The organism is Streptomyces sp. NPDC006711 (genome assembly GCF_042869775.1).
In the GTDB taxonomy this organism is placed as follows: Bacteria; Actinomycetota; Actinomycetes; order Streptomycetales; family Streptomycetaceae; genus Streptomyces.
On record NZ_JBIAGO010000013.1, the window covers coordinates 191143 to 217137 of the forward strand.

General features: G+C 71.5%; 24 protein-coding genes. 12 read left to right on the forward strand and 12 right to left on the reverse strand.

Annotated elements, in window-relative coordinates; genetic code table 11:
* Positions 1 to 120: 120 nt before the first annotated feature.
* Both ACFYM2_RS24595 and dapE read right to left on the reverse strand, forming a co-directional pair.
* Positions 121 to 882, reverse strand: a complete 762-nt coding sequence (locus ACFYM2_RS24595; protein WP_358998701.1) for a TIGR00730 family Rossman fold protein — start codon at positions 880 to 882, stop codon at positions 121 to 123.
* A 129-nt stretch (positions 883 to 1011) separates the two neighbouring features.
* On the reverse strand, positions 1012 to 2091 hold the full coding sequence (gene dapE / locus ACFYM2_RS24600; RefSeq protein ID WP_388839067.1) for a succinyl-diaminopimelate desuccinylase: 1080 nt from the start codon (positions 2089 to 2091) through the stop codon (positions 1012 to 1014).
* 90 nt (positions 2092 to 2181) lie between these two features.
* Between dapE and ACFYM2_RS24605 the strand changes: the two genes are divergently transcribed.
* Together ACFYM2_RS24605 and ACFYM2_RS24610 are read left to right on the forward strand one after the other, a co-directional pair.
* The gene (locus ACFYM2_RS24605; RefSeq protein WP_388839070.1) at positions 2182 to 3171 is read left to right on the forward strand and encodes a hypothetical protein; all 990 of its coding nucleotides are present in this window, start codon (positions 2182 to 2184) and stop codon (positions 3169 to 3171) included.
* Positions 3172 to 3472: 301 nt separating this feature from the next.
* A complete protein-coding gene (locus tag ACFYM2_RS24610) occupies positions 3473 to 3922 on the forward strand; it encodes an ATP-binding protein (protein ID WP_358998709.1) in 450 nt (149 codons plus the stop codon).
* Positions 3923 to 4025: 103 nt separating this feature from the next.
* On the opposite strand, the gene dapC is transcribed toward ACFYM2_RS24610, so the two are convergent.
* Together dapC and fdxA are read right to left on the reverse strand one after the other, a co-directional pair.
* Positions 4026 to 5123, reverse strand: a complete 1098-nt coding sequence (gene dapC, locus ACFYM2_RS24615; RefSeq protein ID WP_358998711.1) for a succinyldiaminopimelate transaminase — start codon at positions 5121 to 5123, stop codon at positions 4026 to 4028.
* Between the two features lie 104 nt (positions 5124 to 5227).
* Positions 5228 to 5557 carry a ferredoxin gene (fdxA, locus tag ACFYM2_RS24620; RefSeq protein ID WP_350232487.1) on the reverse strand — a complete coding sequence of 110 codons (330 nt, stop codon included), beginning with the start codon at positions 5555 to 5557 and terminating at the stop codon, positions 5228 to 5230.
* 141 nt (positions 5558 to 5698) lie between these two features.
* Between fdxA and ACFYM2_RS24625 the strand changes: the two genes are divergently transcribed.
* The 4 genes from ACFYM2_RS24625 (at position 5699) to ACFYM2_RS24640 (ending at position 8928) form a co-directional block, all read left to right on the forward strand.
* On the forward strand, positions 5699 to 6694 hold the full coding sequence (locus ACFYM2_RS24625) for a GNAT family N-acetyltransferase (RefSeq protein ID WP_358998714.1): 996 nt from the start codon (positions 5699 to 5701) through the stop codon (positions 6692 to 6694).
* A gap of 17 nt (positions 6695 to 6711) precedes the next feature.
* Positions 6712 to 7542, forward strand: a complete 831-nt coding sequence (locus ACFYM2_RS24630) for a tetratricopeptide repeat protein (protein WP_388839072.1) — start codon at positions 6712 to 6714, stop codon at positions 7540 to 7542.
* A gap of 44 nt (positions 7543 to 7586) precedes the next feature.
* Entirely contained in the window at positions 7587 to 8249 is a 663-nt protein-coding gene (locus ACFYM2_RS24635; protein WP_388456527.1) for a C39 family peptidase, read from the forward strand.
* 187 nt (positions 8250 to 8436) lie between these two features.
* Complete coding sequence (locus ACFYM2_RS24640; RefSeq protein WP_358998723.1) at positions 8437 to 8928, forward strand: hypothetical protein; 492 nt, start codon at positions 8437 to 8439, stop codon at positions 8926 to 8928.
* Positions 8929 to 8991: 63 nt separating this feature from the next.
* On the opposite strand, the gene ACFYM2_RS24645 is transcribed toward ACFYM2_RS24640, so the two are convergent.
* The 8 genes from ACFYM2_RS24645 to ACFYM2_RS24680 all read right to left on the reverse strand — a co-directional run bounded on the left by ACFYM2_RS24645 (position 8992) and on the right by ACFYM2_RS24680 (position 16851).
* Positions 8992 to 9597: a DNA-binding response regulator gene (locus ACFYM2_RS24645; protein WP_388456529.1), complete on the reverse strand. Its 606-nt coding sequence runs from the start codon at positions 9595 to 9597 to the stop codon at positions 8992 to 8994.
* Positions 9594 to 10727, reverse strand: coding sequence for a sensor histidine kinase (locus ACFYM2_RS24650; RefSeq protein WP_358998840.1), 1134 nt, complete (start codon positions 10725 to 10727; stop codon positions 9594 to 9596). Before ACFYM2_RS24650 ends, ACFYM2_RS24645 begins: the two co-directional genes overlap by 4 nt.
* Positions 10728 to 10798: 71 nt before the next feature.
* Positions 10799 to 11539, reverse strand: a complete 741-nt coding sequence (locus ACFYM2_RS24655; protein WP_358998726.1) for an ABC transporter permease — start codon at positions 11537 to 11539, stop codon at positions 10799 to 10801.
* Positions 11536 to 12468 carry an ABC transporter ATP-binding protein gene (locus tag ACFYM2_RS24660; protein ID WP_388839075.1) on the reverse strand — a complete coding sequence of 311 codons (933 nt, stop codon included), beginning with the start codon at positions 12466 to 12468 and terminating at the stop codon, positions 11536 to 11538. Before ACFYM2_RS24660 ends, ACFYM2_RS24655 begins: the two co-directional genes overlap by 4 nt.
* A 372-nt stretch (positions 12469 to 12840) precedes the next feature.
* Positions 12841 to 14874, reverse strand: coding sequence for a hypothetical protein (locus ACFYM2_RS24665; RefSeq protein WP_388839078.1), 2034 nt, complete (start codon positions 14872 to 14874; stop codon positions 12841 to 12843).
* A 393-nt stretch (positions 14875 to 15267) separates the two neighbouring features.
* Positions 15268 to 15657: a DUF6113 family protein gene (locus tag ACFYM2_RS24670; RefSeq protein ID WP_358998734.1), complete on the reverse strand. Its 390-nt coding sequence runs from the start codon at positions 15655 to 15657 to the stop codon at positions 15268 to 15270.
* 14 nt (positions 15658 to 15671) lie between these two features.
* Positions 15672 to 16559 (reverse strand): N-acetyl-1-D-myo-inositol-2-amino-2-deoxy-alpha-D-glucopyranoside deacetylase, encoded by an 888-nt coding sequence (gene mshB / locus ACFYM2_RS24675; protein WP_388839081.1) that lies wholly within the window; start codon positions 16557 to 16559, stop codon positions 15672 to 15674.
* A 97-nt stretch (positions 16560 to 16656) separates the two neighbouring features.
* Positions 16657 to 16851 carry a hypothetical protein gene (locus ACFYM2_RS24680; protein WP_350232476.1) on the reverse strand — a complete coding sequence of 65 codons (195 nt, stop codon included), beginning with the start codon at positions 16849 to 16851 and terminating at the stop codon, positions 16657 to 16659.
* A 190-nt stretch (positions 16852 to 17041) separates the two neighbouring features.
* Between ACFYM2_RS24680 and ACFYM2_RS24685 the strand changes: the two genes are divergently transcribed.
* The 6 genes from ACFYM2_RS24685 (at position 17042) to ACFYM2_RS24710 (ending at position 25705) form a co-directional block, all read left to right on the forward strand.
* A complete protein-coding gene (locus ACFYM2_RS24685; RefSeq protein ID WP_358998743.1) occupies positions 17042 to 19213 on the forward strand; it encodes a prolyl oligopeptidase family serine peptidase in 2172 nt (723 codons plus the stop codon).
* A 329-nt stretch (positions 19214 to 19542) separates the two neighbouring features.
* Positions 19543 to 20580 (forward strand): ABC transporter permease, encoded by a 1038-nt coding sequence (locus tag ACFYM2_RS24690; protein WP_358998745.1) that lies wholly within the window; start codon positions 19543 to 19545, stop codon positions 20578 to 20580.
* Positions 20581 to 20609: 29 nt separating this feature from the next.
* Positions 20610 to 22397: an ABC transporter substrate-binding protein gene (locus tag ACFYM2_RS24695; protein ID WP_358998748.1), complete on the forward strand. Its 1788-nt coding sequence runs from the start codon at positions 20610 to 20612 to the stop codon at positions 22395 to 22397.
* 68 nt (positions 22398 to 22465) lie between these two features.
* A complete protein-coding gene (locus ACFYM2_RS24700; RefSeq protein ID WP_358998751.1) occupies positions 22466 to 23443 on the forward strand; it encodes an ABC transporter permease in 978 nt (325 codons plus the stop codon).
* Between the two features lie 33 nt (positions 23444 to 23476).
* Entirely contained in the window at positions 23477 to 24544 is a 1068-nt protein-coding gene (locus ACFYM2_RS24705; RefSeq protein ID WP_388839084.1) for an ABC transporter ATP-binding protein, read from the forward strand.
* A 21-nt stretch (positions 24545 to 24565) separates the two neighbouring features.
* A complete protein-coding gene (locus ACFYM2_RS24710) occupies positions 24566 to 25705 on the forward strand; it encodes a dipeptide ABC transporter ATP-binding protein (protein WP_358998756.1) in 1140 nt (379 codons plus the stop codon).
* Positions 25706 to 25995: the final 290 nt, after the last annotated feature.

Genomic DNA, 25995 nt, shown 5'->3' on the forward strand with positions numbered 1-25995 from the left:
ACGGCACCTCGCGGCGTTGCCGAATCGCCCCGATAGCTCCGCTATCGAGACGCTCCGGCGCCTTGCGATGCACCGCACCAGACGCCGCGCCCTGACCGACCCTGATCCACCAGACACCCCCTAGTGGCCCGTCTCCTTGGTCACCAGGGTGACGGCCTCGTCCACGTCGTCGGTGACGTGGAAGAGCAGCAGATCACGCTCGGACGCCTTGCCCTGGGCGATCACCGTGTCGCGCAGCCAGTCCACGAGCCCGCCCCAGTACTCCGTGCCGAACAGCACGATCGGGAAGCGGGTGACCTTGCGGGTCTGGACCAGGGTCAGCGCCTCGAACAGCTCGTCCAGGGTGCCGAGTCCGCCCGGCAGCACCACGAAGCCCTGCGCGTACTTGACGAACATGGTCTTGCGGACGAAGAAGTAGCGGAAGTTGATCCCGATGTCGACGTGCGGGTTGAGCCCCTGTTCGAAGGGGAGCTCGATGCCGAGGCCCACCGAGACGCCGTTGCCCTCGCGCGCGCCCCTGTTCGCGGCCTCCATCGCGCCGGGGCCGCCGCCGGTGATCACGGCGAAGCCCGCGTCGACCAGCGCGCGCCCGATCCGCACGCCCGCCTCGTACTCCGGTGAGCCGGCCGGTGTGCGGGCCGAGCCGAACACGCTGATGGCGCTGGGCAGTTCGGCGAGCGCGCCGAAGCCCTCGACGAACTCCGACTGGATGCGCATGACCCGCCAGGGGTCGGTGTGCACCCACTGCGAGTCGCCCTCGGTGTCCAGAAGGCGCTGATCGGTGGTGCCGGCCTGCACCTGGTCGCGGCGGCGCAGTACCGGTCCGAGCCGCTGCTCCAGCCGCTGCTCCGCCGGAAACGACGCTCCCTCGGGGTTGGCCATGCCGTGCTCCCTCCGCTGACGATGTTGCGCGTGCCCAGCCAGGGTAGGTCGGCCGACGTGACGAATGGCGGAATTCCGGCAGGCCACGCCCCTGGCGGGGCCGTGAACGCCGGGTTCCGTCCGGCGGGTTCAGTCCGTGAGCCAGGCCCGCAGCCGCTGCTCGCACCGGGTGATCCGCTCGACGGCGACGTGCTCGTCGCGCTTGTGGGCCAACAGCGCGTCGCCGGGCCCGTAGTTGACGGCGGGGACACCGAGTTCACCGAAGCGCGAGACGTCGGTCCAGCCGAACTTGGGCCGCGCGGTGCCGCCCACCGCCGCCATGAACGCGGCCGCGGCCGGGTGCGAGAGCCCGGGCAGCGCGGCGCCCGAGTGGTCGTCGACGACGAATTCGGCGATGTCGCAGTCGGCGAAGACCTCGCGGACATGGGCCAGAGCCTGCTCGCCGGTGAGGTCGGGCGCGTACCGGTAGTTGACGACGACCGTGCACGCGTCCGGGATCACATTGCCCGCGACGCCGCCCTCGATGCCCACGGCGTTGAGGCCTTCGCGGTACTCGAGCCCGTCGATCACGGGCCGGCGCGGCTCGTAGGCGGCCAGCTTCGCGAGGATGGGGGCGGCGGTGTGGATGGCGTTGGACCCCATCCAGCCGCGCGCCGAGTGGGCCCGCTCGCCGCTGGTCTTCAGCAGCACCCGCAGCGTGCCCTGGCAGCCGCCCTCGACCTCGGTGTCGGAGGGTTCGAGGAGCACCGCGAAGTCGCCGGCCAGCCAGTCGGGGTGGGCCTCGGCGATCCGGCCGAGGCCGTTGAGGTGGGCGGCGACCTCCTCGTTGTCGTAGAACACGAAGGTCAGGTCGCGGTTGGGCGCGGTCACCGTCTGCGCGATGCGCAGCTGCACCGCCACGCCCGACTTCATGTCGCTGGTCCCGCAGCCCCACAGGACGCCGTTCTCGTCGAGCCGGGAGGGCACGTTGTCGGCGATCGGCACGGTGTCGATGTGCCCGGCCAGGATGATCCGTTCGGCCCGGCCCAGGTGCGTGCGCGCCACGATGTTGTTGCCGTACCGGTCCACGGTGAGGTGCGCCAGCTTGCGCAGCTCGTGCTCGATGGCGTCCGCCAGCGGCCGCTCCTCGCCGCTCACGGAGGCGAAGTCGACAAGGCGCGCGGTGAGCGTGGGGGCGTCGGCGGTGAGATCCAGCGTGGTGTCGGCCATGCGCCCGACCCTAACGCGATCGCGGGAGCCGGACTCGATCCCCCGACTCGATCGCGGGGGCTGGCTTCGCGCTCCAGTACGGTGGGCCCCGTGTCAGAGCCCATCGACCTCCCGCGCCCCTCCCGACGCGGCCGCCTCCTGCGCCTGGGAGCGGCTTTCGCCGTGCTGCTCGCCCTCGTGGGCTATGTGGTGGTGCAGTACGTGAGCGGAAGCTCCGCTCCCCAATGCGTGGCGGGCACGGGCCAGGGGCAGGGCACGTTCGGGCTGAGCCGCGAGCAGGCGGGCAACGCGGCGACGATCACGGCGGTCGGCACCGCGCACGGGATGCCGGAGCGGGCGGTCACGATCGCGCTGGCCACCGCGCTCCAGGAGTCGGGACTTCGCAACCTCGACCACGGCGACCGCGACTCGCTCGGCCTGTTCCAGCAGCGGCCCTCGATGGGCTGGGGCACCGCCGAGCAGATCATGGACCCGGTGTACGCGGCCGGGAAGTTCTACGAGCACCTGGCCGAGATCCCGGGCTACTCGCGGCTGCCGCTGACGGTGGCCGCCCAGGACGTCCAGCGCAGCGGCTTCCCGCAGGCGTACGCCAAGCACGAGCCGGACGCGACGGTTTTGATGTCGGCGCTGACCGGCCGCGAGTCCGCCGCGCTGACCTGCGCGGTGGGCAAGAACGCCGAGCCGGGTGATCCCGCGCGGGTGCGCGAGGAGCTGGCGAAGGCGTTCGGCGACGCCATCGCGCCGCCCGCGCGGCAGCCCGGGGAGAGGGCCGGGGACGTCGTCGTGCCCGTGCGGGCCACCGACGGCGCGGCCGCGTCCGGCGCCGGTCGGGCGCGGCACGGCTGGGAGCTGGCGCACTGGGCGGTGGCGCGGGCCGATGCGCTGCACATCGCGCGGGTCTCCTACGCGGGCCGCACCTGGAGCGCGGACGGCTCGGACAGGGGCTGGACCGCCGCCCGCAGGGACGCCGCGCCGGATCCGGGCGCGAGCGCGGCGGGCACGGACGCGGGCGCGGGCACAGGCACGGACGCGGGCGCGGGCGCGGGCGCGCAAGAGGTGCGCATCACCCTCGCCACCTGACCCGGACGCCTGTTCCCCGGGCCACCCGGCCGGGGGACGGCGCGTCGTCGACTCCGGTGTTTCGCACCCGCGTCCGGACGCCGACCCGCCGAATCGTCAATCCCCTTGAGAATCAAGGCATCTGACGCTCCATCAGGGATTTCGACCCCGAATCATTTGCCCGTTTTATCCGGAGTAGATAATGCGACGCATTAGGAACTCTTTACCCCGGCGCACCGCAACCTCCCCTGCCCCCACGGCGGTTGTCACTGTGTCCGAACGCCGGACAGCGACACATTTCCAACCCGTCTGAAGGAGCATCATGTCCCTCCCCCTGACCCGTCGGATCGCCCGCGCCGCGCTGCTCATCGCGGCAGGCGCAGCGCCGGTGGTCGGTGCGGCCGGCTCCGCAAGCGCCGTGGAACTCCCCCAGGCCGCGCCGAACCTGAGCGGCCTGACCCAGATGGACCCCAGCTCGGTCAGCAACGCCGTCGACGGCGTGACCCAGAAGGCCACCGGCATGGCAGGCACCACCGGAGCCGACGCCGTCAAGAAGGCCGTACCGGCGGCGGGCAAGACGGTCGGGCAGACGGGCAAGGTGGCGACCCCGGCCGCGCAGAAGGCCGCCGGTGACGCGGCGAGCAGCGCGGGCGACCTGCTCGGCTCGACCGCCAAGACCGCCACCCAGGGCGGCCTGCCGACCGGCGCTCTGCCCACCCAGGGCCTGCCGAGCACCGGCCAGCTCCCCCTGAAGAGCCTGCCGCTCGGCTGACCGGGGCGCGGGTGATGCCGAGGGGCCCGGGGAGTTCACACTCCCCGGGCCCCTCGCGCGTGCCCGCCCTGCCTGGCCGCCGTGCCTTCCGGCGGCCGGCCGCCTACCGCGCCAGACGCTTCACGGCCGCCTCGACGCGCTCGTCGGTCGCGGTGAAGGCGACCCGCACGAACCGCTCGCCCGCCGGGCCGTAGAAGTCGCCGGGCGCCACGAGGATGCCGAGCTCGGCCAGGTGCTCGACCGTCTCCCAGCAGCCCTCGTCGCGGGTCGCCCACAGGTACAGGCTCGCCTCGCTGTGCTCGATGCGGAAGCCGTGGCCCTCAAGCGCCTCGCGCAGCGCCGCACGCCGCGCCGCGTACCGGGCGCGCTGTTCCTGTACGTGGGTGTCGTCACCCAGGGCCGCGACGGTGGCCGCCTGCACGGGCGCGGCGGTCATCATGCCGCCGTGCTTGCGGATCTGGAGCAGTTCGCCGAGCACGTCCGCGTCGCCGGCGATGAAGGCCGCGCGGTAGCCCGCCAGGTTGGAGCGCTTGGACAGCGAGTGGACGGCCACGACGCCCTCGAAGCCGTCGCCGCACACGTCCGGGTGCAGCACCGAGACGGGCTCGGCCTCCCAGCCCAGCTCCAGGTAGCACTCGTCGGAGAAGACGAGCACCCCGTGCTCGCGCGCCCAGGCCACGATGCGCACCAGCTCGTCCTTGGCCAGGACCCGGCCGGTCGGGTTGGACGGCGAGTTGAGCCAGAGCAGCTTCAGGCCGGTGGGGTCCAGGTCCGTGGGGTCGTCGTAGACCACCGGCTCCGCGCCGCACAGCCGGGCGCCGACCTCGTACGTCGGGTAGGCCAGGCGCGGGTAGGCGACCCGGTCACCGGCGCCGAGGCCGAGCTGCGTCGGCAGCCAGGCCACCAGCTCCTTGGAGCCGACCACCGGCAGGATGTTGGTGTGCTCGACCGAGCGCGCGCCCAGCCGCTTCTCCAGCCACCCCTTGATCGCCTCACGCATCGCGGGCGTGCCCCACACCGTGGGATAGCCCGGCGAGTCCGCCGCCTCGCTCAGCGCCCGCCGCACGAGCTCGGGGACCGGGTCCACGGGCGTGCCCACGGACAGGTCCACGATGCCGTCCGGGTGGGCCGCCGCCGTCGCCTTGTACGGCTCCAGCTTGTCCCAGGGGAAGACGGGAAGGCGTGAGGAGACTGCGCTCACGGAAGTGCTCACTTTCTCGTACGTACGGTGCTGTGCGAGCCGCCGGGAAACACCGCGGCCCCGTACGGCGTGGTGGCCGTACGGGGCTGGATGGACCGCCTGGGTCAGTGCTCCGCGTTGATGTCCGCCGGCAGCGCCGCGATGAAGGGGTGGTCCCGCTCGATCAGGCCGAGCTTGGAGGCGCCACCGGGCGAGCCGAGCTCGTCGAAGAACTCCACGTTCGCCTTGTAGTAGTCCTTCCACTCGTCCGGGGTGTCGTCCTCGTAGAAGATCGCCTCGACCGGGCACACCGGCTCGCAGGCGCCGCAGTCGACGCACTCATCCGGGTGGATGTACAAGGACCGGGAGCCCTCGTAGATGCAGTCGACCGGGCACTCTTCGATACACGCCTTGTCCTTGACGTCGACACAAGGCTGCGCGATGACGTAGGTCACGCTGTCGTTCCTCCTCGATAGGGCGCGGCGGGCCGATCTGCGGCTCCGTCCACGTGGCGCGCGGGAGCGCGGCGTCGTCGATGCCCGCACCTAGTATCTCCGGTTCGGGGCACGATCCGAACAGGAGGGGCGGAGAGAGCTGTGGAATTCACCACCGGCGGACGGCTTGAGGTCCGGATTACGGCGGCCGATACGGGCAAACGCGTATCAGTCCGGCGTCTGGGCTCCAGCGGAACTCCAGGCTCCTTGTTCATCGACACCGTCGGCGTTCTCACCGCATGGGACGAAGGTGTGTTGTCGATCACACGAAAGAATGGTGAGACGGTGCGGATCGAGGAGTCCGCGCTCGTCGCGGGCAAGGTGGTCCCCGCGGCCCCCGCCCGCCGTCGTGGCCCGGCCGCCTCCTTCGCGGAGCTCGCGCCGGTCCTGGCGCGCGCGTGGCAGCCGGTGGAGAGCGAGCGCCTGGGCGAGTGGACGCTGCGCGCGGCCGGTGGTTTCACCCGCCGGGCCAACTCGGCGCTCCCCCTGGGCGATCCCGGCCTGCCCCTGCCGGACGCCCTGGCGCGCGTCACCGCCTGGTACGCCGCCCGGGGGCTGCCCGCCTACGTCCAGACCGCGACGGGCGCCGCCGGCACCCAGGAGGAGCTGGGCGCCGAGCTCGAACGGGCGGGCTGGGAGCGCGAGGTGAGCGCCGAGGTGAGGATCGCGGCGCTCGCGCCCATCGGCGACCTGGACGTGGACGTCTCCCGGGTACGCCTGGCCCGCACCGCCGACCAGGCGTGGCTGAGCGGCTACCAGCGGTCGCCGGAGCCGGGCGAGCACGTCCTGAGGGTCCTGGGCGCCGGGCCCTCGGTGTGGTTCGCCTCGGTCCCCGGCGAGGGCCGAACGCCCGCCGCGATCGGGCGGTGCGTGGTGGACGGGCGCTGGGCGGGGTTCATGGCGATCGAGGTGGACCCGGCGCGGCGCCGCCAGGGCCTGGCGAGCGCCGTGATGAGCGCCCTGGCCCGCCGGGCCCTCGATGAGGGCGCGTCGGCGGCCTGGCTCCAGGTGGAGCACGACAACGCGGGTGCCCGCGCGCTCTACGAGGGCCAGGGTTTCGCCACCCACCACCACTACCACCACTTCCGTTCGCGCTGAGCGGGTACGAGGCCGACATGGAACCGGAAGTCACCGACTGGCGGCGGGAGTTCGCCGACCAGGCCCGCGCGGAGCGCCCCGACGTGGCGTCGCTGTGCCTGCTGCTGGGCGCGGTCGCCGATCCCACGCTCGGGCAGCGCGGCATCGACGCCGCCCACATCGAGCTCGACCGCCTCGCGGGCCTGCTCCCCTTCGGCCTCACCGGCGCCCGCCCCTGGGCCCTGGCGCTGGCCCAGCTCCTGGGCGGCGACCACGGGTTCCGGGGCCGCGCGCACGACTACGAGCGCCTGGAGTCGTCCCTGCTGCACGAGGTGCTGCGGCGCCGCCGGGGCCTGCCGATCCTGCTGTCGGTGGTGTGGATCGAGGTGGCGCGAAGGGCCGGCGCGCCGGTGTACGGCGTGGCGCTGCCCGGCCACTTCGTCGTGGGTTTCGGGGTGCCGGAACACCGCGTCCTGGCCGATCCGTTCGACGGGGGCCGGCTGCTCGCCCCCTCGGACGCGGAGCTCCTGGTGGCCGGCGCCACGGGAGCGCCGCTGAAGGAGACGATGCTGAGTCCCGCCGAGCCGCTGGACATCGTCGCGCGCGTCCTGAACAACATCCGCGCCTGGGCCTCGGCCCGCCCCGAACGCAGCGACGTGGCCCTGTGGGCCGTGGAGCTCGCGCTGCTGCTGCCCGCGCACCCGGCCCGCCTGCGCTACGAGCGCGCCGAGATCCTGGTCCAGCGCGGCGACTTCCTGTCCGGGGCCGCCGAGCTGGACGACTACGCGGACGTGCTCGAACCGGTCGAACCGGCCACCGCGGAGACGGTACGGCGCCGGGCGCGGGCGGCGCGGGCGATGTTGAACTGAATCCGCCCTGGAGAGCGGCCACCGGGCCGCCTAGGCTCGTGATCATGACCGCCCGCAGCCCGCACCACGGCACGCCCGCGACCGTCCACCCCGTCCCCTACCACGCCCAATGGGCCTCGCCCGAGCTGGTGGAGGCGATCGTCGAGGGCACGCTGGACGCGGCCGGGGACCCGCTGTGGCGGGCCTACGGCGCCGAGAGCCCCGAGGAGTACGCGTGGTGGTCCTGGCGGCTGTGCGGGGTGGCGTGTCTGCGGATGGCCCTGGAGTACTGGCGGGGCTCGGCGCCCACCGCGATGGAGCTCGCCCGGGAGTGCCTGGCGGCGGGGGCGTACGTGCGCCGCGAGGACGGTCTCGACGGCCTGATCTACGCCCCGTTCGCGTCGTACGCCGAGGAGCGCTGGGGCCTGAAGGCGGTGGCCCGCCCGCATCTGCCGCTCACCGAGCTGCGCCGGCTGATCGAGGCCGGTCAGCTGGCGCTGCTCTCCGTCCACCCCTCGATCCGCGAGCTCGCCCCCGCTCCCGAACGCCGGGGCGGCCATCTGGTCCTCGCGGTGGGGGCGGACGAGGACGCCCTGGTCTTCCACAACCCCTCCGGGTTCAAGGGCCGCTCCCAGGAGTTCGTCTCCGTCGGATGGAGCGACCTGGAGCGGTTCTACGCCGGGCGGGGTGTCGTCCTCGGCCCGGGGGCCGGGCGTCCCGAGCGCTGAGCGGCGCGCGCCGCCCCGCCCCGCCCGACCACATCCGGCCATTCCCCGCCCGCGCCCGGAAAACCCTGCCGGATCGGCGGGCAGCGGTCACAATCTGTTGACGCTGCCTCAACCCCCCGTGCCGCACGGCCTGTTGGGGCGGGCGCCGCTGTGTCCCGCTCACTCCGCCGCGACCTCGGGAGTTCCCATGTCACGCCTCAGACCCATAGCCGCCCGGCTGGCCCCCGCCCTGCTCCTGCCGCTCCTCGCCGCCGTCGGCCTCGCCGCACCCGCCGCCGCCGACCCCGCGCGGTCCGACCTCGCCGTGACCCTCGCGGTCTCGCCGCAGGGGCTCGCCATCAACGCGGTCACGTTCACCGCGCACGTCACCAACGCCGGTCCGGCCGACGTCACGACGGCGCATGTGTGGTTCAGCTATCCGGCCGGGTTCACGGCGCCGTCCGCGCCGGGCTGCGCGGTCGACCGGACCAATCGCACGGCGGTCTGCGCGCTCGGCGCGATCCCCTCGGGCGCCACCGTCAGCAAGAAGCTGACGCTGCGCGCCGGTCTGCTGACCATGAGCGGCAATCTGCCGGTCACGGCCGCCCTGGTCGACATCGCCCCCGCCGACCCCGACCCGGGCAACAACGCGGCGGTCCACGTCTGTTCGGCCTTCACCCTGCTCCTGGTGAGCTGCTGAGTCCCACTGCGGACACCTGGCGTCCACCGGCGACCCGCATCCGACGCCTCTGACGCCTCCCCGCTAGAGCCAGCCCTTCTCGCGGGCGATGCGCACGGCCTCCGCCCGGTTGCGGGCCGCGAGCTTCTGGATGGCCATGGAGAGGTAGTTGCGGACCGTGCCCTGCGAGAGGCACAGGGACGCGGCCAGTTCGGCGTTGGTCGCGCCGTCCTGGGCGGCGCGCAGCACATCGCGCTCGCGGTCGGTCAGCGGGTTGGCGCCCTCGGCCAGCGCGGCCGCCGCGAGCGTGGGGTCGATGACCCGCTCCCCCGCGAGCACCGTGCGGACGGCGGCGGCCAGTTGGGCCGCGGGCGCGTCCTTGACCAGGAACGCGTCCGCGCCCGACTCCATGGCGCTGCGCAGATACCCGGGGCGCCCGAAGGTGGTCAGGATCACGATCTTCACGGCGGGCAGTTCGCGGCGCAGCACGGCTGCCGCCTCGATGCCGGTCAGGCCGGGCATCTCGATGTCGAGCAGCGCGACGTCCACCGCGTGGGCGCGGGCCGCCGCCAGGACCTCGTCCCCCCGCGCGGCCTGCGCCACCACCTCCATGTCGGGCTCAAGGCCGAGGAGCGCGGCAAGGGCCTCGCGGACCATGGACTGGTCTTCCGCCAGGAGAAGTCGGATCATGAACCGGATCCTAGAGGGAGCGCGGACGGCTCCGGAATCAGCGGGATCCGCGCGGTGAGCGTGAAGCCCTTGCGGCCCGCCTCGGTCTCCAGGGCCCCGGACACCTTCTCCAGACGCTCCTTGAGGCCGGTCAGGCCGTTGCCCGCGACCGGCGGCCCGGAAGGGGACCCGCCGGGGCCGTCGTCCCGGACCCGCAGCTCCAGGAACCGGCCGTCCAGGTTCTGCACTTCGGTGAGCGTGACCGCGCAGTGCCGGGCGCCGCTGTGGCGTACGACGTTGGTGGCCGCCTCGCGCAGGACCCAGGCAAGCACCTCCTCCTCGGCGGCCGGCAGCCCCTGGGGAGCGTCGGTCGGCACGTCCGCCCGGATGCCCGCCGCGTTCAGGACGGTGCGGGCGCCGGCCAGCTCGGCGGGGAGCGTGACCCTGCGGTATCCGGCCACGGCGGCCCGTACGTCCGTGAGGGCCTGGCGGCTCACCTGCTCGATGTCGGCCACCTGCCGCGCGGCCTGCCCGGGATCCCCCGGCAGCATCCGCCCGGCAAGCTCGCTCTTGAGCGTGATGAGCGAAAGGGAGTGGCCGAGCAGGTCGTGCAGATCGCGCGCCATCCTCAACCGCTCCTCGTTCGCGGCGAGTTGGGCGACGGTGGCGCGGGCCTCGCGCAGCTCGACCGAGGTACGGATGAGATGGCGTACGCCCGTCATCGCGAAGCCGCCGAGCAGCGTCGGGACGACCAGGCTCGGCACGACACCGCTGACGTGGTCGACCCGGACCCCGATCACGGTCAGCGAGGCCGTCGCCGCGAGGATGACCCAGGTCGCGAGGGCCAGCGGCAGTGTCGCCCCGCACGAGACGGACACGTACACGAAGAGCACGAGCCACGGACCGCCGAGGGTCAGCGAGAGCGTGAGGGCCAGGGCCGCCAGGAAGCCGAGGAGAATGTGGCCGGCGGTGGTGGCCAGGGGACGGGCGGTGTGCCGCAGCACCAGGGTCAGATAGACGGTGACGAAGCCGCCGAGGCCGAACCAGCCGAGCACGGTGGGCCCGGTGGTGTGGTGGCCGTCGAGCAGGTCTTTGACCGGCGCGGTCATGAACGCGAGCCAGATGCCGACCCACATCAGCTTCTGCCACATCTGGCGGTACGTCTCGGGGTGCAGCCCGATCCGTACCGCGGGTGCCTCCTCGGGGCCCTGGTTCACGGCACTCACGCCTTCAGGGTGTCCTTCCGGTACAGCCACGCCGCGCCGCCCGCGAAGAGCAGGAAATAGGCGACGAGGATGGCGAGGTCCTTGCCGTGCGGGGCGTCGCCCAGCTCGATGGCCTGTCCCAGGGCAGCGTACGCGTGGGTGGGCAGCCACTCCGCGATGTTCTGGAGCCACTGCGGGAAGACGGTGCTGGGCATCCACAGTCCGCCCAGGATCGACAGGCCGAAGTAGATGATCATCGTGATCGGGCGGACCGCGTCACCGCTGGCGACGTAGCCGATGGCCACGCCGAGCGCGGCGAAGCAGAGCGAGCCGGCCCAGATGGCGACGGTCAGCGCGCCCCACTGCCAGGCATCGAACCGGACGCCCTTGGTGGCGGCGGCCACCAGGAAGACGACCACGATGCACGGCAGGGTCACCACGGCGGCGCTGGCGATCTTCGCGAGCACGTAGCCACGGCCCGGCAGGGTGGTCAGGCGCAGCTGACGCACCCAGCCCTTCTCGCGCTCCTTGGCGATCTTCTCGCTGTTGCCCATGAGAACGGCGGTGATCGCGCCGAAGGAGGCCATCGAGACCATGTAGAGGGCGGGGAAGGTGAGGTCGGTGCCCGGGACCTTGTCGGTGCTGCTCTGCGAGGCCGCGAAGAGCAGGTACAGGGCCGAGGGGTAGATCACCGAGAAGAACATGAACTTCTTGTTCCGCAGGGTGCGGGTGATTTCGAGCTTGATCAAGGTGTTCATGCGGCGTTGGCCTCCTCGGCCGAGGTGATGGCGACGAAGGCCTGCTCAAGGCCGAGACCCGCGACTTCGAGGTTGCGCGGGTAGAGGCCGAGCCCGTAGACGGCGTGCATGGTGGCGTCGGCGTCGTGCGACTGGATGCGGACGGTGCGGCCCGAGATGTCGATCGTGGACAGGAAGGGCAGCGCGCGCAGGGCCTCCTGGTCGATGGCCCCCTCCAGGTCGAAGCTGACCCGGCGGGCGCCCGCCTTGGCCTTGATCTCGGCGGCGGTGCCGTCGGCGAGGAGCTTGCCCTTGTGCAGGACGAGCACCCGGTCGGCGATCGCGTCGGCCTCTTCGAGGTAGTGCGTGGCGAACAGGACCGTACGGCCCTGGGCCGCCTGCTCGCGCATGGTCGCCCAGAACGCCTGGCGGGCGGTGACGTCCATGCCGGTGGTCGGCTCGTCCAGGACGATCAGGTCGTTGGCGCCTGCGGTCGCGAGGGCGAAGCGGACGCGCTGCTCCTGGCCGCCGGAAAGCTTGTTGACCTTGCGGTCCGCGATGCTGGTGATGCCCGCGCGGTCCATGACCTCGGCCACGGGGTGCGGGTCGGGGTGCAGGTCGCACCCCAGCTTGACGAGCTCGCGCACGGTGACGTCCTCCATGAGGCCACCGCTCTGGAGCATCGCGCCGACCTTGCCGGCGTTGATGGCCTGCGCCGGCGTCATCCCGAAGAGGCTGACCGTGCCGGAGTCGGCGTTGCGCAGCCCGAGCAGCAGATCGAGCGTGGAGGACTTGCCCGCGCCGTTGGGGCCGAGCAGGGCGACGGTCTCGCCGGGGTGGAGCGTCAGCGAGAGGTCGGCCACGGCGCGCACGTCCGCGTAGCTCTTGTTCACGTTCTCGAAGCGCACCACGGGGTGGGTGGTGCGCTCGGCGGATGCTGTCTGCGTCATGCCCCCACCCTCACCCAACCCGGCCCCACCCCGGCAGTGCCCCCCGTCGTAAGTCCCCCATGACGAATGTCATGCCACCCAACACCGGGTGCCCCCCCCCAGGGGCGCGGGGAACTGCGCAGGCAGGGGACAGCACGTCCACACGGGCCGCCACCGGGTGCCCCCAGGGGCGCGGGGAACTGCGCAGGCAGGGGCGAAGGCCATCCATGCGGGCCGGCACCGGGTGCCCCCAGGGGCGCGGGGAACTGCGCGAACCGGCCCGCAGCACGCCAATCCGGCCAGCACCAGGTGCCCCAGGGGCGCGGGGAACTGCGCAGGCAGAGGTGAAGGCCATCCACGCGGGCCGCCACCGGGTGCCAAGGCCCGCGCAGGCTACTGAATCGTCACCGTCCGGTCCGCCGCCGACTTACCCCGCAACGCCGACTTCATGGCGACAGCCACATCGTCCGCGGACACCTCGTGCTTCTGCCCGCCCTGACCAACCATCACGCCCTTGAACGTGTTGCCGATCAGCTCCGTGATCGCCGCCTTGTCGTAGACCTCGACCAACTTCCCGTCGACCGCCTTCATCGACAAGATCTTGGGCAGCGACTTCTTCGGCCCGAAGGGCAGCGACTTCCCGCCCGCCTTGATCGTGACGTTCCCGGACATGGCCGGCTTGGCGAAGTCGTTCATCGCCCGGTCGATCTCGGCCTGGCCGATGGTCGGCTGCCGCACCGACACCGGCAGCGGCACGGCCTTCGCCGCACCCGTCTGCACCAGCGTCCGGTACGCGTCCTTGACCGCGATCATCGAACGGTTCACGTCGAGCGACTTGCCCGCCTTGCCCGGCACGGCCACCGCGTTGCCCGGCAGGAACTTGATCGTGCCCTCGGTCGCCGAACCCGACGCGCCGGCGAGGTCGGTCAGGGCGACGCCCAGCTTCTCCTCGTCGACCGGGATCACCGGCTGGGCGACGCGCTTGCCGCCGAAGAGCGAGCCGATGACGGACATCGGGTTGTAGTCGGTGCCGGCCGCCGCCCGCACGGTCGCCTGACTGTCGAGCGAGAGCCCGGCGATCTCCGGCTTCAGCTGCTCCTGCTTGCCGTCGACCGTGAGGTCGAGCGGCTGGTTGGCGCGCTTGCCGAGCGTCTGGTCCAGCTTGGAGACCGCCGCCTCCTTGGTGCCGCCGCCGATGTCGACGCCGAGGACCGTGGTGCCCTTGGGGACCTCGGAGTGGTTCAGGACGAGTCCGGCGCCGTACGCCACCGCGACCAGGGCCACCAGGCCACCGCCGAGCAGCCCGAGCTTGGAGCGGCCCTTCTTCTTCGACGGCGCGGCGGGCGCGGCGGTGCGGGCCTGCGGCGCGGGAGCCCCGGCCTCATCGGCGTCCGGGCCGGGCGGCGGGGTCAGACGCGGGCCGCCGGTGGAGCCGGACGGGGCCGAAGGGAATGACGCGCCCCGGTGTTCCGGCGGTACGACGGGGATCCCGCTGGTCAGCGTGTCACCGGAGACGTGGCCGCCGGGCGCCGCCGCGGGGTTGACCGAGGGGCTGGCGAGCGGATTGCCCACCGACTCCGGCCCGAAGGGGCTCGGCGCCGGCGTCTGCGGGGTGAGGATCGCGGTGTCGTCGGAGAGCGCGGGCGCGGGGCCCTGCCCACCGGGAGCGAAGGGGTGACCGCCGCCGGGACCGGCGTCCGGCCCGGGGCGCACACCGTCACCGGGGCGCACACCGTCACCGGGACGCGAGCCGTCACGCCCGGGGCCGCCGCCCTGCCCGGGCGCTTGCCCGAGGCCCTGACCCGGGTCGAGGCCCTGACCCGGGTCGAGGCCCTGACCCGGGTCGAGGCCCTGCCCCTGACCCAAGCCGGGCCCGTGACCCGGGGCTTGTCCGGCGCCTTGGCCCAAGTCCAGCCCCTGCCCCAAGTCCGGCCCCCGGCCCGGGAGTTGGCCCGGCGCCCCGCCGAAGTCCGACGTTTCGGCGCGCCAGGGGCCCTGCGCGTTCGGGGAACCCCCCGAGCCCTGGCCGTCGCGCCCGAGTGCGGCGCCCTGGTTCATGCCCGTGCGGTTGCCGACGGGCCGGACCGGCAGCGCGGCCTGGCCGGTGACGGCCGCGGTCGGGCCGGACGGCGCGGCGGGAGCGCCACCACCCGGTGAGCCCGCGCGGTCCGCGCCGTCCGCGCCGTCCGAGAAGTACGGCAGTCCGGGCGTCGGAGTGCCGGAGGGCGGGGTGGACGAAGAGGCGGGCGACGCCGGGGACTTGCGTGGCGCGAACCAGTCGCTGGTGGGCGACTCGTCGCCGGCGGGCTCACCGGCGGCCGCGTCACTCACGTCGGCCGCGTCCGCCGCGGGCGCCTCGGGCTTCGCCACCGAACCGGTGCGCCGGGAGGCGCCGTCCGCCTCGGGCGCTCTGGTCGCGTCACTCATCGGCGTACGCATCACGACCGGCGGGATGGGGCGCGAGCCGGGGATGTTGATCCGGATCCGCGTCGTCAGCGTGGTCTCGGTCTTCGGCTCGTCCGGCTCGGCGGCGGGCTCAGGAGTGTCCTGACCCGCTGACGACGGGGTCCCGTACGGCGGAGTACCCGAGGGATACCCGGCTGCGCCCCGCCCGCGGGGGCCGGAGGACGAACTGTCAGTTTCACGACTCAAGGCTGGTTCTCTCCCGATTGGCTCCGCCACCCGGTTTCGTTCGTGTGGTCCTTCTGTGCGGGCGGCTCGGCGGCGCGCACCACCATACTGGCCGTCGCCGTCGCGTACGGGCCGGGCCACGAACGGCGCACCCCGTCCCCTTCTCCTGCGTCGCGGCGCCCGCGCATGTCACTTGCCCAGTCGGGCGGCCGGGCCGCCGGGTTGCGCGAATCCACCGATCGTGGCGCAGATCACAGCGCCGGCCATGCCGCCGACGAGGAAGACGTACGAGCCGATTCCGGCCCCGAACACGAAGTCGCCCTCGGGCCGCGAGGCCGTCAGCAGAACGACGGTGATCAGCCATCCGGCCGCCGGCGCCCCCACTCCGCCCCGGCCGCCCATCAGCCGCGTACCGGTCCAGAAGAGCCCGACGGCGCCGGCCAGGGCCAGCACGAGGCCGCCCGGGAACCAGGCCGCCTGGACGAGCGCCCCGGCAGCGGCGACGAGCGCGCCGACCACCACGAGCAGCGCGTACAGCGCGATGCGGGCGACGGTGCTGCCCGTCCTTGCGTCAGCCATGGCCGTACGACTACTCACTTGTCCACACCTTCAAACAGGTCGCGCTCGCGCTGCCCGGCCGGGACGCCGGGGGCGCCCACCGCCAGTTGGTAGTACTCGGTGGTGAAAACGGGCTGGCCCAGGTCGTTGGAGAGCGCGAAGTAGGGCTCCTTCAACGTGATCTGGGTCTCGTGGGCGCGCATCGCGGCGTACTTGGCGGCCGCGTGGGCCGCGCCGTCGATCTCGGCCGTGATCTCCGACTCGTCCACGACACCCGGCACATCGTCGATGGCCGCGATGCCGGGAAAGTCCGGGTTCGCGGCGCGCAGTTCGGCGAAGGCGCGCTCGGCGGCCGCGCGGGGCACCCGGTTCCAGTAGATCTTCGCGATCGTGTGCGGCGCGCCGACCTCGCGTCCGTATCCGGGTTCGGCCGCGAGTTCGGCGGCGCGCATGGAGACGCGGTGCGCCTGGATGTGATCGGGGTGGCCGTAGCCGCCGTCCGGGTCGTAGGTGATCAGCACCTGGGGGCGCACCGAACGGATCACCTCTACGAGGGACGCCGCGGCGTCGTCCACCCCGGTGTTCCAGAACGCGCCCGGCCGGTGGTTCTGCTCGACGCCCATCATCCCGGAGTCCCGGAACCGCCCGGGGCCGCCGAGGAAACGGTGGTCCTCGACGCCCAGCTCCTTCATCGCGGCGGCCAGTTCGCCGATCCGGTGCGCGCCGAGCCCGCCCTCGCGGTCGGGTGCGAGGTGGGCGAGCCGGGGCGGGATGACCTCGCCCTCCTCGCCGAGCGTGCAGGTCACCAGGGTGACGTGCACGCCTTCGGCGGCGTACTTCGCCATGGTGGCGCCGTTGTTGATCGACTCGTCGTCCGGGTGCGCGTGCACCAGGAGCAGACGGCGGGCGGGGAGTTCCGACATGGGGCAAGCCTACGAGGCCCGCGGCGGGCCGCGCCCCCGGCGTGGGCCGGGCGGGTCGGTCAGGGCCTCGGACGCGGGGCCCCCAGGAAGACACGACCTAGAACTTGATCCCGCCAATCATTCCGGCCACGTTGTTGGTGACTTGGCTGATGGTCGGGGCGATGGACGAGCTCGCCAGGTAGAAGCCGAGCAGGATGCAGACCGCCGCGTGTCCGCCTTTGAGCCCGGATTTCCGGACCAGCAGGAAGACGACGATCGCCAGCAGCACCACCGCCGAAATCGAGAGTGCCACGGCGGTTCACCTCCATCTGTTCCGGTGGTCTAACGGACCCAGCAGTGCGTACAGCCGGCAGGGTTCATACCCACCGAGCGCTACGGATCATAACTATCCGTGGGAACGCATTGATCGGGGCATGGGCGCACGAGGGGCGCACGAGGCTCGGGCCCGAGCGGGTCGCGCGGCACCGGACTAGGTTCCCCTCATGACTACCACCGCATCCACAGACCCAGAGGACGCCGGGCAGCTCTCCTTCCCCCGGCACTCAGCACGCACCCAGCGCTTCACCCTCGGTGCGCCCCGCGCCTTCACCGTCTCCCCCGACGGCGAGCGCGTCGTCTTCCTCCGCTCGCCCTCGGGCACCGAACGCAGCCATCTGCTCTGGGTACTTGACCTGGCGGGCGGCGGTGGCGAGCGCGTCGCGGCCGACCCCGGCGCACTGCTCGGCGGCCACGGCGAGCAGCTGTCCGCCCAGGAGCGGGCGCGGCGCGAGCGCAGCAGGGAGGGGTCGGCCGGAATCGTCGGCTACGCCACCGACGCGGCCGTCGAACTCGCCGCCTTCGCCCTGTCCGGACGCCTGTTCACCGCCGAACTGCGCGCGGGCACGGCCCGCGAACTGCCGGTGCCCGGTCCTGTCCTGGACCCGCGGCCCTCCCCCGACGGGCGCCAGGTGGCCTATGTGGCCAAGGGCGCGCTGCGGGTCGTGGGAGCCGAGGGCGAGGGCGACCGCGCGCTTGCCGAGCCCGAGACGCCCGAAGTGACGTACGGACTCGCGGAGTTCATCGCCGCCGAGGAGATGTCCCGTTCGCGCGGCTACTGGTGGAGCCCGGCCTCCGACCGTCTGCTCGTGGCGCGCGCGGACGAGGCGCCGGTGCGCCGCTGGTGGATCGCCGACCCGGCCAACCCGGGCCAGGAGCCGGCCCGGGTCGCCTATCCGGCGGCCGGCACCCCCAACGCCGAGGTGCGGCTCTTCCTGTACGACCTGGACGGCGCCCGCACCGAGGTCGTCTGGGACCGGAAGCGCCACCCCTACCTCGCCCAGGTGCACTGGTCGCCGAACGGGGCGCCGCTGCTGCTGGTGCAGTCCCGCGACCAGCGCACCCAGCTCCATCTCGCCGTCGATCCCGCCTCCGGCACGACCCGGACCGTGCACGCCGACGAGGACCCGGTCTGGCTCGACCTGCCGCCGGGCGTCCCTGCCTGGGCGCCGGACGGGCGTCTGGTGCGGATCGCGGACGAGGCCGGGGCGCGGGTGCTCGCCGTGGGCGACCGGACCCTGACCGGCGCGCGGACGCACGTCAGGGCGGTCCTGGACATCGGCGACGACGACGTCCTGATCGCCGCGTCCACCGGGACGAAGGCCCCCGCCGGCGCGGGCGACGCCCCCGAAATCGGCGAGATCCATGTGTACCGGGTCAATGAGCTGGGAACAGAACGCGTCTCGGACGGCGCCGGAGTCCACTCGGCCGTGCGCTGCGGGGCGGTCACCGTGCTGAGCTCGTCCCGGCCCGACCGGCCGGGGGCGGCGGTCCGGGTGCTGCGGGACGGCAAGGAACTGGCCACGATCGTGTCATATGCCGCGACGCCGGGTCTCTCCCTGCGGCTCCGGCTGACCGAAGGGGGCGCACAGCGCATCCCGTGCGCCGTTCTGCTTCCATCCCACTACCGGGAGTCGGACGGACCGCTGCCCGTACTCATGGATCCGTACGGGGGGCCGCACGGACAGCGGGTGGTGGCCGCGCACAACGCGCACCTGACCTCGCAGTGGTTCGCCGACCAGGGCTTCGCCGTCGTCGTCGCCGACGGCCGCGGCACCCCGGGCCGCTCCCCCGCGTGGGAGAAGGCGATCAGGGACGACTTCACCGTCGCCCTCGACGACCAGATCGAGGCCCTGCACGGCCTGGCCGGCACCCATCCGCTCGACCTGGGGCGGGTGGCGATGCGGGGCTGGTCCTTCGGCGGCTACCTCTCCGCGCTGGCCGTGCTGCGCCGCCCCGACGTCTTCCACGCGGGCATCGCGGGGGCGCCGGTGACGGACTGGGAGCTGTACGACACGCACTACACCGAGCGCTATCTCGGCCTCCCCGCCGAGAACCCGGACGTCTACGCCGCCAACTCCCTCGTCCACGAGGGCGAGTTGGCCCGGCGCGCGGACCCGGCGCGCCCCCTGATGGTCATCCACGGCATGGCCGACGACAACGTGGTGGTGGCGCACAGCCTGCGCCTGTCGTCCGCGCTGCTCGCCGCGGGCCATCCGCACGAGGTGCTGCCGCTGACCGGCGTGACGCACATGACCCCGCAGGAGCAGGTCGCCGAGAACCTGCTCCTGCTCCAAGTCGACTTCCTGCGCCGCTCGTTGGGCGCCGCGCGCGCCTGACCGAAGCCCCCGGACGGGGCCCCGGAGATCATTGGCCCGGGCCCCGTACCGTGCCCGCCGCGGCATGTCCGGATAACGGAATTGATCGGGTCAACTCCCCTGCGACACACGGGACTTGATGACTATTTAGCGCGAGATTCCGGGTATGCCGGAACCCTGTCAAGCACGCGCCCGCACCAAAGACGAAAATCTTGGGCCAAGTTAATCGATGAGTTCCTACCGGCCCGCGCCAACCTCTTGACGCCCACCTCCGGACGGTTGAATCTTCCGATCAACAAAGGACGCCACTCGGCTCTGATGAAACCTTCCGGCGCGGGGGGCAATGCGAAATGACTAGTTCCACAAGAGCTGCCATGGAGCCGACCGATCCACTGTCCGGAGAGGGGGACGGGCCCGCCCCGGACGGTGGTGTCGAGGTAAAGACGAGTGAACTCGTCGGACGCTCGCCCGGGCGCCTGGCATGGATCAGGTTCAAACGCGACAAGGTCGGAATCCTGTGCGCCTTTACGGTTCTCGGATTCATCGCGCTGGCGCTGGCCGCTCCGCTCATCTCCCGGCTGTACGGCAAGGATCCGTATCAGCTGTACGGGCAGGACCGCGGGCTCCTGAACAGTTACGGGATTCCGCTCAAACCCAACGGAGGGGTCGACGGGCAATTCTGGTTCGGTATCGAACCGAGGCTCGGACGTGATGTCTTCACACTGCTGATCTACGGCATCCGCACCTCACTGCTCATCGCCCTCGCGGTCACCGTGGTCGCGGTCGTCATCGGGGTTCTCGTGGGCCTGGTCCAGGGGTATCTGGGCGGCAGGACCGACTACTTCGTCGGCCGGTTCTCGGACCTGATGCTGTCCTTCCCCGCGCAGCTGTTCTTCATCGCCTTCACCCCGGTGATCGTCGCCCTGTTCGTCTCGCCCACCGAGGAGGAGCCGACGTATGTGCGCGTCGTCGCCCTGATCCTGGTGCAGCTGCTCCTCGGCTGGATGACGATGGGCCGGCTCATCCGGGCCCAGGTCCTGTCGCTGCGCGAGCGCGAGTTCATCGAGGCGGCCCGGCTCAGCGGCGCGTCGGGGTGGCGGATCATCCGCAAGGAGCTGCTGCCCAACATCTGGTCGACCGTGCTGGTGCAGGCCACGCTCCTGCTGCCGGTCAACGTCACGGCCGAGGCCGGGCTCTCCTACCTCGGCGTGGGGGTCCACAACCCCACCCCCGACTGGGGGCTGCTGTTCCAGGCCGGAGCCACGTACTACGACTCCGATCTCACCTTCATGTTCTTCCCCGGCATCGCGATGGTCATCTTCGTCGTCGCCTTCAACCTGCTCGGGGATTCGGTCCGGGACGCTCTCGACCCCAAGACCGTGCGCTGAATTCCGATCATCCTGACAGGCAGGAATCCATGAGAATAAACAAGGCGCGCCAGGTTTCCGCGGTTCTGGCGGTGGGGGCCCTGGCGCTGGCGGCCGGGTGCAGCAGCGGCGGCTCGAGCGACAACAACGGCGGCGGCAGCGGCGACTCGGGCAAGAAGGCCCAGGTGCAGAACTTCGGCGTGGGCACCAAGGCGGACTCCACGGGCCCGGCCGTCAAGGTCGACGGCGCCAAGTCCGGCGGCACCGCCTACAGCCTCGACCAGACGGGCTTCGACTACCTCGACCCGGGCCAGCAGTACGTGAGCGACCAGCTCTCGGTGCAGCTGCTCTACAACCGTTCGCTCACCGGCTACAAGATCGACCCGAAGACCGGCAAGACGATCATCGTCGGCGACCTCGCGACCGACGCCGGCACCCCCTCCGACGGCTCGAAGACCTGGACGTACACCCTCAAGGACGGGCTGAAGTTCGAGGACGGCTCGCCGATCACCACCAAGGACATCAAGTACGGCGTCGAACGGCTCTTCGCCGACTACCAGACCCAGGGCCCCCAGTACGTCCAGAAGTGGATCTACGGTCCCGACTACCGCAAGGCCTACGCGGGGCCCTACGACGGCAAGGAGATCCCGGACGCCCTGATTTCCACGCCCAACGACAAGACGATCGTCTTCCACTTCCTCCAGCCGCACGCGGACACCCCGTACGCGATGGCGATGCCCAACATCGCGCCGGTCCCCAAGGCCAAGGACGACCAGCAGAAGTACAACAACCACCCGGTCTCCTGCGGCCCGTACAAGATCGCGGACTACAAGCCGGGCAAGTCGCTGTCCTTCGTGCGCAACCCCAACTGGGACCCGAAGAGCGACCCGATCCGCAACGCCTACCCGGACAAGTGGGAGTTCCAGCTCGGCATCCAGGAGCCGGGGCTCACCAACCGGCTCGCCGCGGACACCGGCAACGACAAGTTCGCCCTCGCCATGTCGGCCTCGGCCGATCCGTCGAAGATGCAGTCGCTGACCTCGGACCCGCGGTACAAGAGCCGGACGGTCAACGAGTACCAGCCCTACGTCGAGGTGTTCAACATCAACACCAAGCGGATCAAGGACCCGAAGATCCGCCAGGCGCTGGCCTACGCCTTCCCGATGCAGCAGGTGCAGCAGGCGTTCGGCGGCGGCGCCCAGGGCGACCTCGGCACCACGCTGATCAGCCCGACCGTGTCCGGCTGGCAGAAGTTCGACCCGTTCGGCAAGCTCGCCAAGCCCATGGGCGACCCGCAGAAGTCGCTCGACCTGCTGAAGTCGGCCGGCGTCACCACCCCGTACAAGATCTCGCTGGCCTACGCGAACACCCCGCGCTGGGACAACGTCACGCTGACCATCCAGAACGCCCTGGCCAAGGCCGGCTTCAAGGTGGAGCGCAAGGCCATCGACCCGACGTCGTACTACACCGTGGTCGGCAAGCTGGACACCCCCTACGACATGTTCCGTACCAGCTGGGGCGCGGACTGGCCCAACGGCTCCACGGTCATCCCGCCGACCATGGACGGACGCGATCTGGCGGACGGCACCAACAACTACTCGTTCATGAACGACCCCAAGGTCAACTCCGAGATCGACCGCATCATGCAGATCACGGATCTCACCAAGCAGGCCGACGAGTGGCGCACGCTCTCGGAGTACGTGCTCAAGAACGACACGTCGCAGATTCCGTTCCTCTTCGACAAGTACTTCAACCTGTACGGATCCGGCCTGGGCGGCGTCACCTACAACCAGGTGTACGGGGCGATCAACCCGAACACGATCTTCGTGAAGCAATAGCATCCCGGCTCGGTCTCCCCGGCCCGCGCCTGGCCGGGGAAACCGCTTAGCGACGGAAGAGTCAACCGATGGTGCGTTTCCTGGTGCGCCGCGTGCTCGGTGCCATGGTCATCCTGCTGCTGATCAGCATGATCACCTATTTCCTCTTCTTCTTCCTGCCGGCCGATCCGGCGCTGCTTTCCTGCGGTAAACAGTGCGACCCGCAGAATGTCGCCCTGATCCGCAAGAATCTCGGCCTCGATACGCCGATATGGACGCAGTACTGGCATTACATGGCCGGTATATTCGCGGGCCGGCACATGCCGATCGGTGACTGCCCCGCCCCCTGCTTCGGCTACTCCTTCGCCAACCAGCAGCCCGTCTGGAACACGATCGCCGACAGCTACCCGACCACCCTCACGCTCGCCGTCGGCGGCTCGGCGGTCTTCCTGACCATCGGCGTCTCGCTCGGTCTCATCTCCGCCTGGCGCCAGGGCACCGTCTTCGACCGGATCGCCAGCGCCGCGTCACTGCTCGGCCAGTCCGTGCAGATCTACTTCATCGGCCCGCTGGCGATCCTGCTGTTCTCCACCAAACTGGGCTGGCTCGACCGGGGCCACGACGTCGACTGGAAACACGACGCGCTGGGATCGGTCAGCGGGATGATCCTGCCCTGTCTGGTCCTCTCGGTGATCTTCTGGTCCAACTACAGCCGCCAGACCCGGTCGTTGATGGTCGAGCAGCTGTCGGAGGACCACATCAGGGCGGCTCGCGCCAAGGGCATGTCGTCCCGGTACGTCTTCTTCCGCTACGCCCTGCGCGGCGCGATGGCCACCATCATCACCATCTTCGGCGTGGACCTCAGCTCGGTGCTCGGCGGCGCGATCATCACCGAGTTCACCTTCAGCCTGCACGGCCTCGGGACGCTCGCGGTACAGGCCGTGCTGCGCAGCGATCTGCCCCTGGAGATGGCCGTCATGCTCATCGGCGCCACGCTCATCGTGCTGTGCAACATCGTCGTCGACATGGCGTACGCCTTCATCGACCCCCGGATCAGGCTCGCCTGACGCCCGGGGGGACCAGCCACAGGAGAACCGCCCGTGTCCACCTTGCGCCAGACCGCCGCCCAGCCGGCGGCCCGAGGGTCCTCCTCCTTCCTCTCGGTCCGTGACCTGTACGTCCATTTCGCCACCGAGGACGGCACCGTCAAGGCCGTCGACGGACTCTCCTTCGACCTGGAGCGCGGCTCCACGCTCGGCATCGTCGGCGAGTCGGGCTCCGGCAAGTCGGTGACCAACCTCGCGGTCCTCGGTCTGCACAACCCGCGCAACACCACGATCCAGGGCGAGATCCTGCTCGACGGACAGGAGCTGACCGGCGCCACCGAGCGGCAGCTGAACCGGCTGCGCGGCAAGAAAATGGCCATGATCTTCCAGGACTCGCTGGCCGCGCTCTCGCCCTTCTACACGGTGGGCCGCCAGATCGCCGAGCCCTTCATGAAGCACACCGGCGCGCCCCGCCGTGAGGCGCGGGCGCGGGCCGTGGACATGCTGCGCAAGGTCGGCATCCCGCAGCCCGAGCTGCGGGTCGACGACTACCCGCACCAGTTCTCCGGCGGCATGCGCCAGCGGGCGATGATCGCGATGGCGCTGGTCTGCGACCCCGAGCTGGTGATCGCCGACGAGCCGACCACCGCGCTCGACGTGACCGTGCAGGCGCAGATCCTCGACCTGCTCAAGGACCTCCAGCAGGAGACCGGCTCGGCGATCATCATCATCACCCACGACCTGGGGGTGATCACCAAGACCGCCGACGACGTGATGGTCATGTACGCGGGGCGGTGCGTGGAGCGCGGCACGGTCAGGGACGTCATGCACCATCCCCAGCACCCCTACAGCTGGGGTCTGATCAGCTCCATCCCCCGGCTCGACTCCTCCGTGGACATCCCGCTCGTGCCGATCCCCGGCGCCCCGCCGAGTCTGCTCGCGCCGCCGCCCGGCTGCCCCTTCCACCCCCGGTGCGGCTTCCGGGACCAGGTGGCGGGCGACGCCTGCCACACCGTGCGTCCGACGTTGCCTGAGGCCGGGCGGCGCGGCGCCGCCTGCCATTTGACGGCCGAGCAGAAGGAAACCCTCTTCACCGAGCAGATCCGCCCCCGGCTGCGCTGAACAAGGATGCGGGACATCGCCATGAATGAGATAGCCACCAGTGCCACCAGCGCCGCCGAGCCGCTGGGCACCGCGCCCGGGAAGGGTGCCACGACCCCCCTGCTCGAAGTGGAAGGGCTCGCCAAGTACTTCCCCATCACCATGGGGTCCTTCTTCAAGCGGCACGTCGGTGACGTACGGGCCGTGGACGGGATCGACCTCACCATCGGCCGGGGCGAGACCCTTGGCCTGGTCGGCGAGTCCGGCTGCGGCAAGTCGACCACGGGGCGCCTGGTCACCCGCCTCCTGGAGCCCACCGCGGGCCGGGTCAGCTACGCCGGCCAGGACATCACCCACGCCTCACGGCGGGCGCTCGCGCCGATCAGGTCCGAGATCCAGATGATCTTCCAGGATCCGTACGCCTCCCTCAATCCGCGCCAGACGGTCGGCGACATCATCGCCAACCCCATGGTCGTCAACGGCATCAAACCGGCCGGCGGCATCGAGCGGCGGGTCCGCGAGCTCCTGGAGACGGTCGGCCTCAACCCCGAGCACTACAACCGCTTCCCGCACGAATTCTCCGGCGGGCAGCGTCAACGCATCGGTGTGGCAAGGGCGTTGGGGATGGGGCCCAAGCTGATCGTGGCCGACGAGCCGGTCTCGGCGCTCGACGTGTCGATCCAGGCGCAGGTGGTCAACCTGCTCCAGGGGCTCCAGCGGGAGCTGGACATCGCCTTCCTCTTCATCGCCCACGACCTCGCGATCGTGCGGCACTTCTCGCAGCGGGTCGCGGTCATGTACCTCGGCCGGATCGTGGAGGTCGGCGACCGCGACTCGATCTACCGCCGCCCGCGCCACCCGTACACCCACGCCCTGCTCTCGGCGGTGCCCGAGGCCGTGGTGGAGGAGGAGGGCGCGGGCCGCGAACGGATCCGGCTCGCGGGTGACGTGCCGTCGCCGGTGAACCCGCCGTCCGGGTGCCGCTTCCGTACGCGGTGCTGGAAGGCGCGGGAGCGGTGTGCGCGGGAGGTGCCGGGGCTGGTTCGCGTCGCGGGGGACCGGGAGGGGCATCTGACGGCGTGCCACTTCCCGGAGGAGCCGACGGTCGCGGCGCGAGGCGAGGACATCGTCCTCGACCCCGCGCTCACCCCGCTCGAACCCCCACCACCCCCAACCCCCTGACCCGGGCCGCGGGGGCCCCGGCCCCCGGGGTGCCTGGTGCCGCCTTCCGCGCGCGGACCGTACGTGGATTTCGCGCAGTTCCCCGCGCCCCCAGGGGGCTTGCTGCCGTCGTTCACGCGCGGACCGTGCGTGGTTGCTCGCGCAGTTCCCCGCGCCCCTGGTGGGGGGGCCTGATGCCGTCCTTCGTGCGCAGGACGTGCGTGGTTGCTCGCGCAGTTCCCCGCGCCCCTGGTGGGGGGGCCTGATGCCGTCCTTCGTGCGCAGGACGTGCGTGGTTGCTCGCGCAGTTC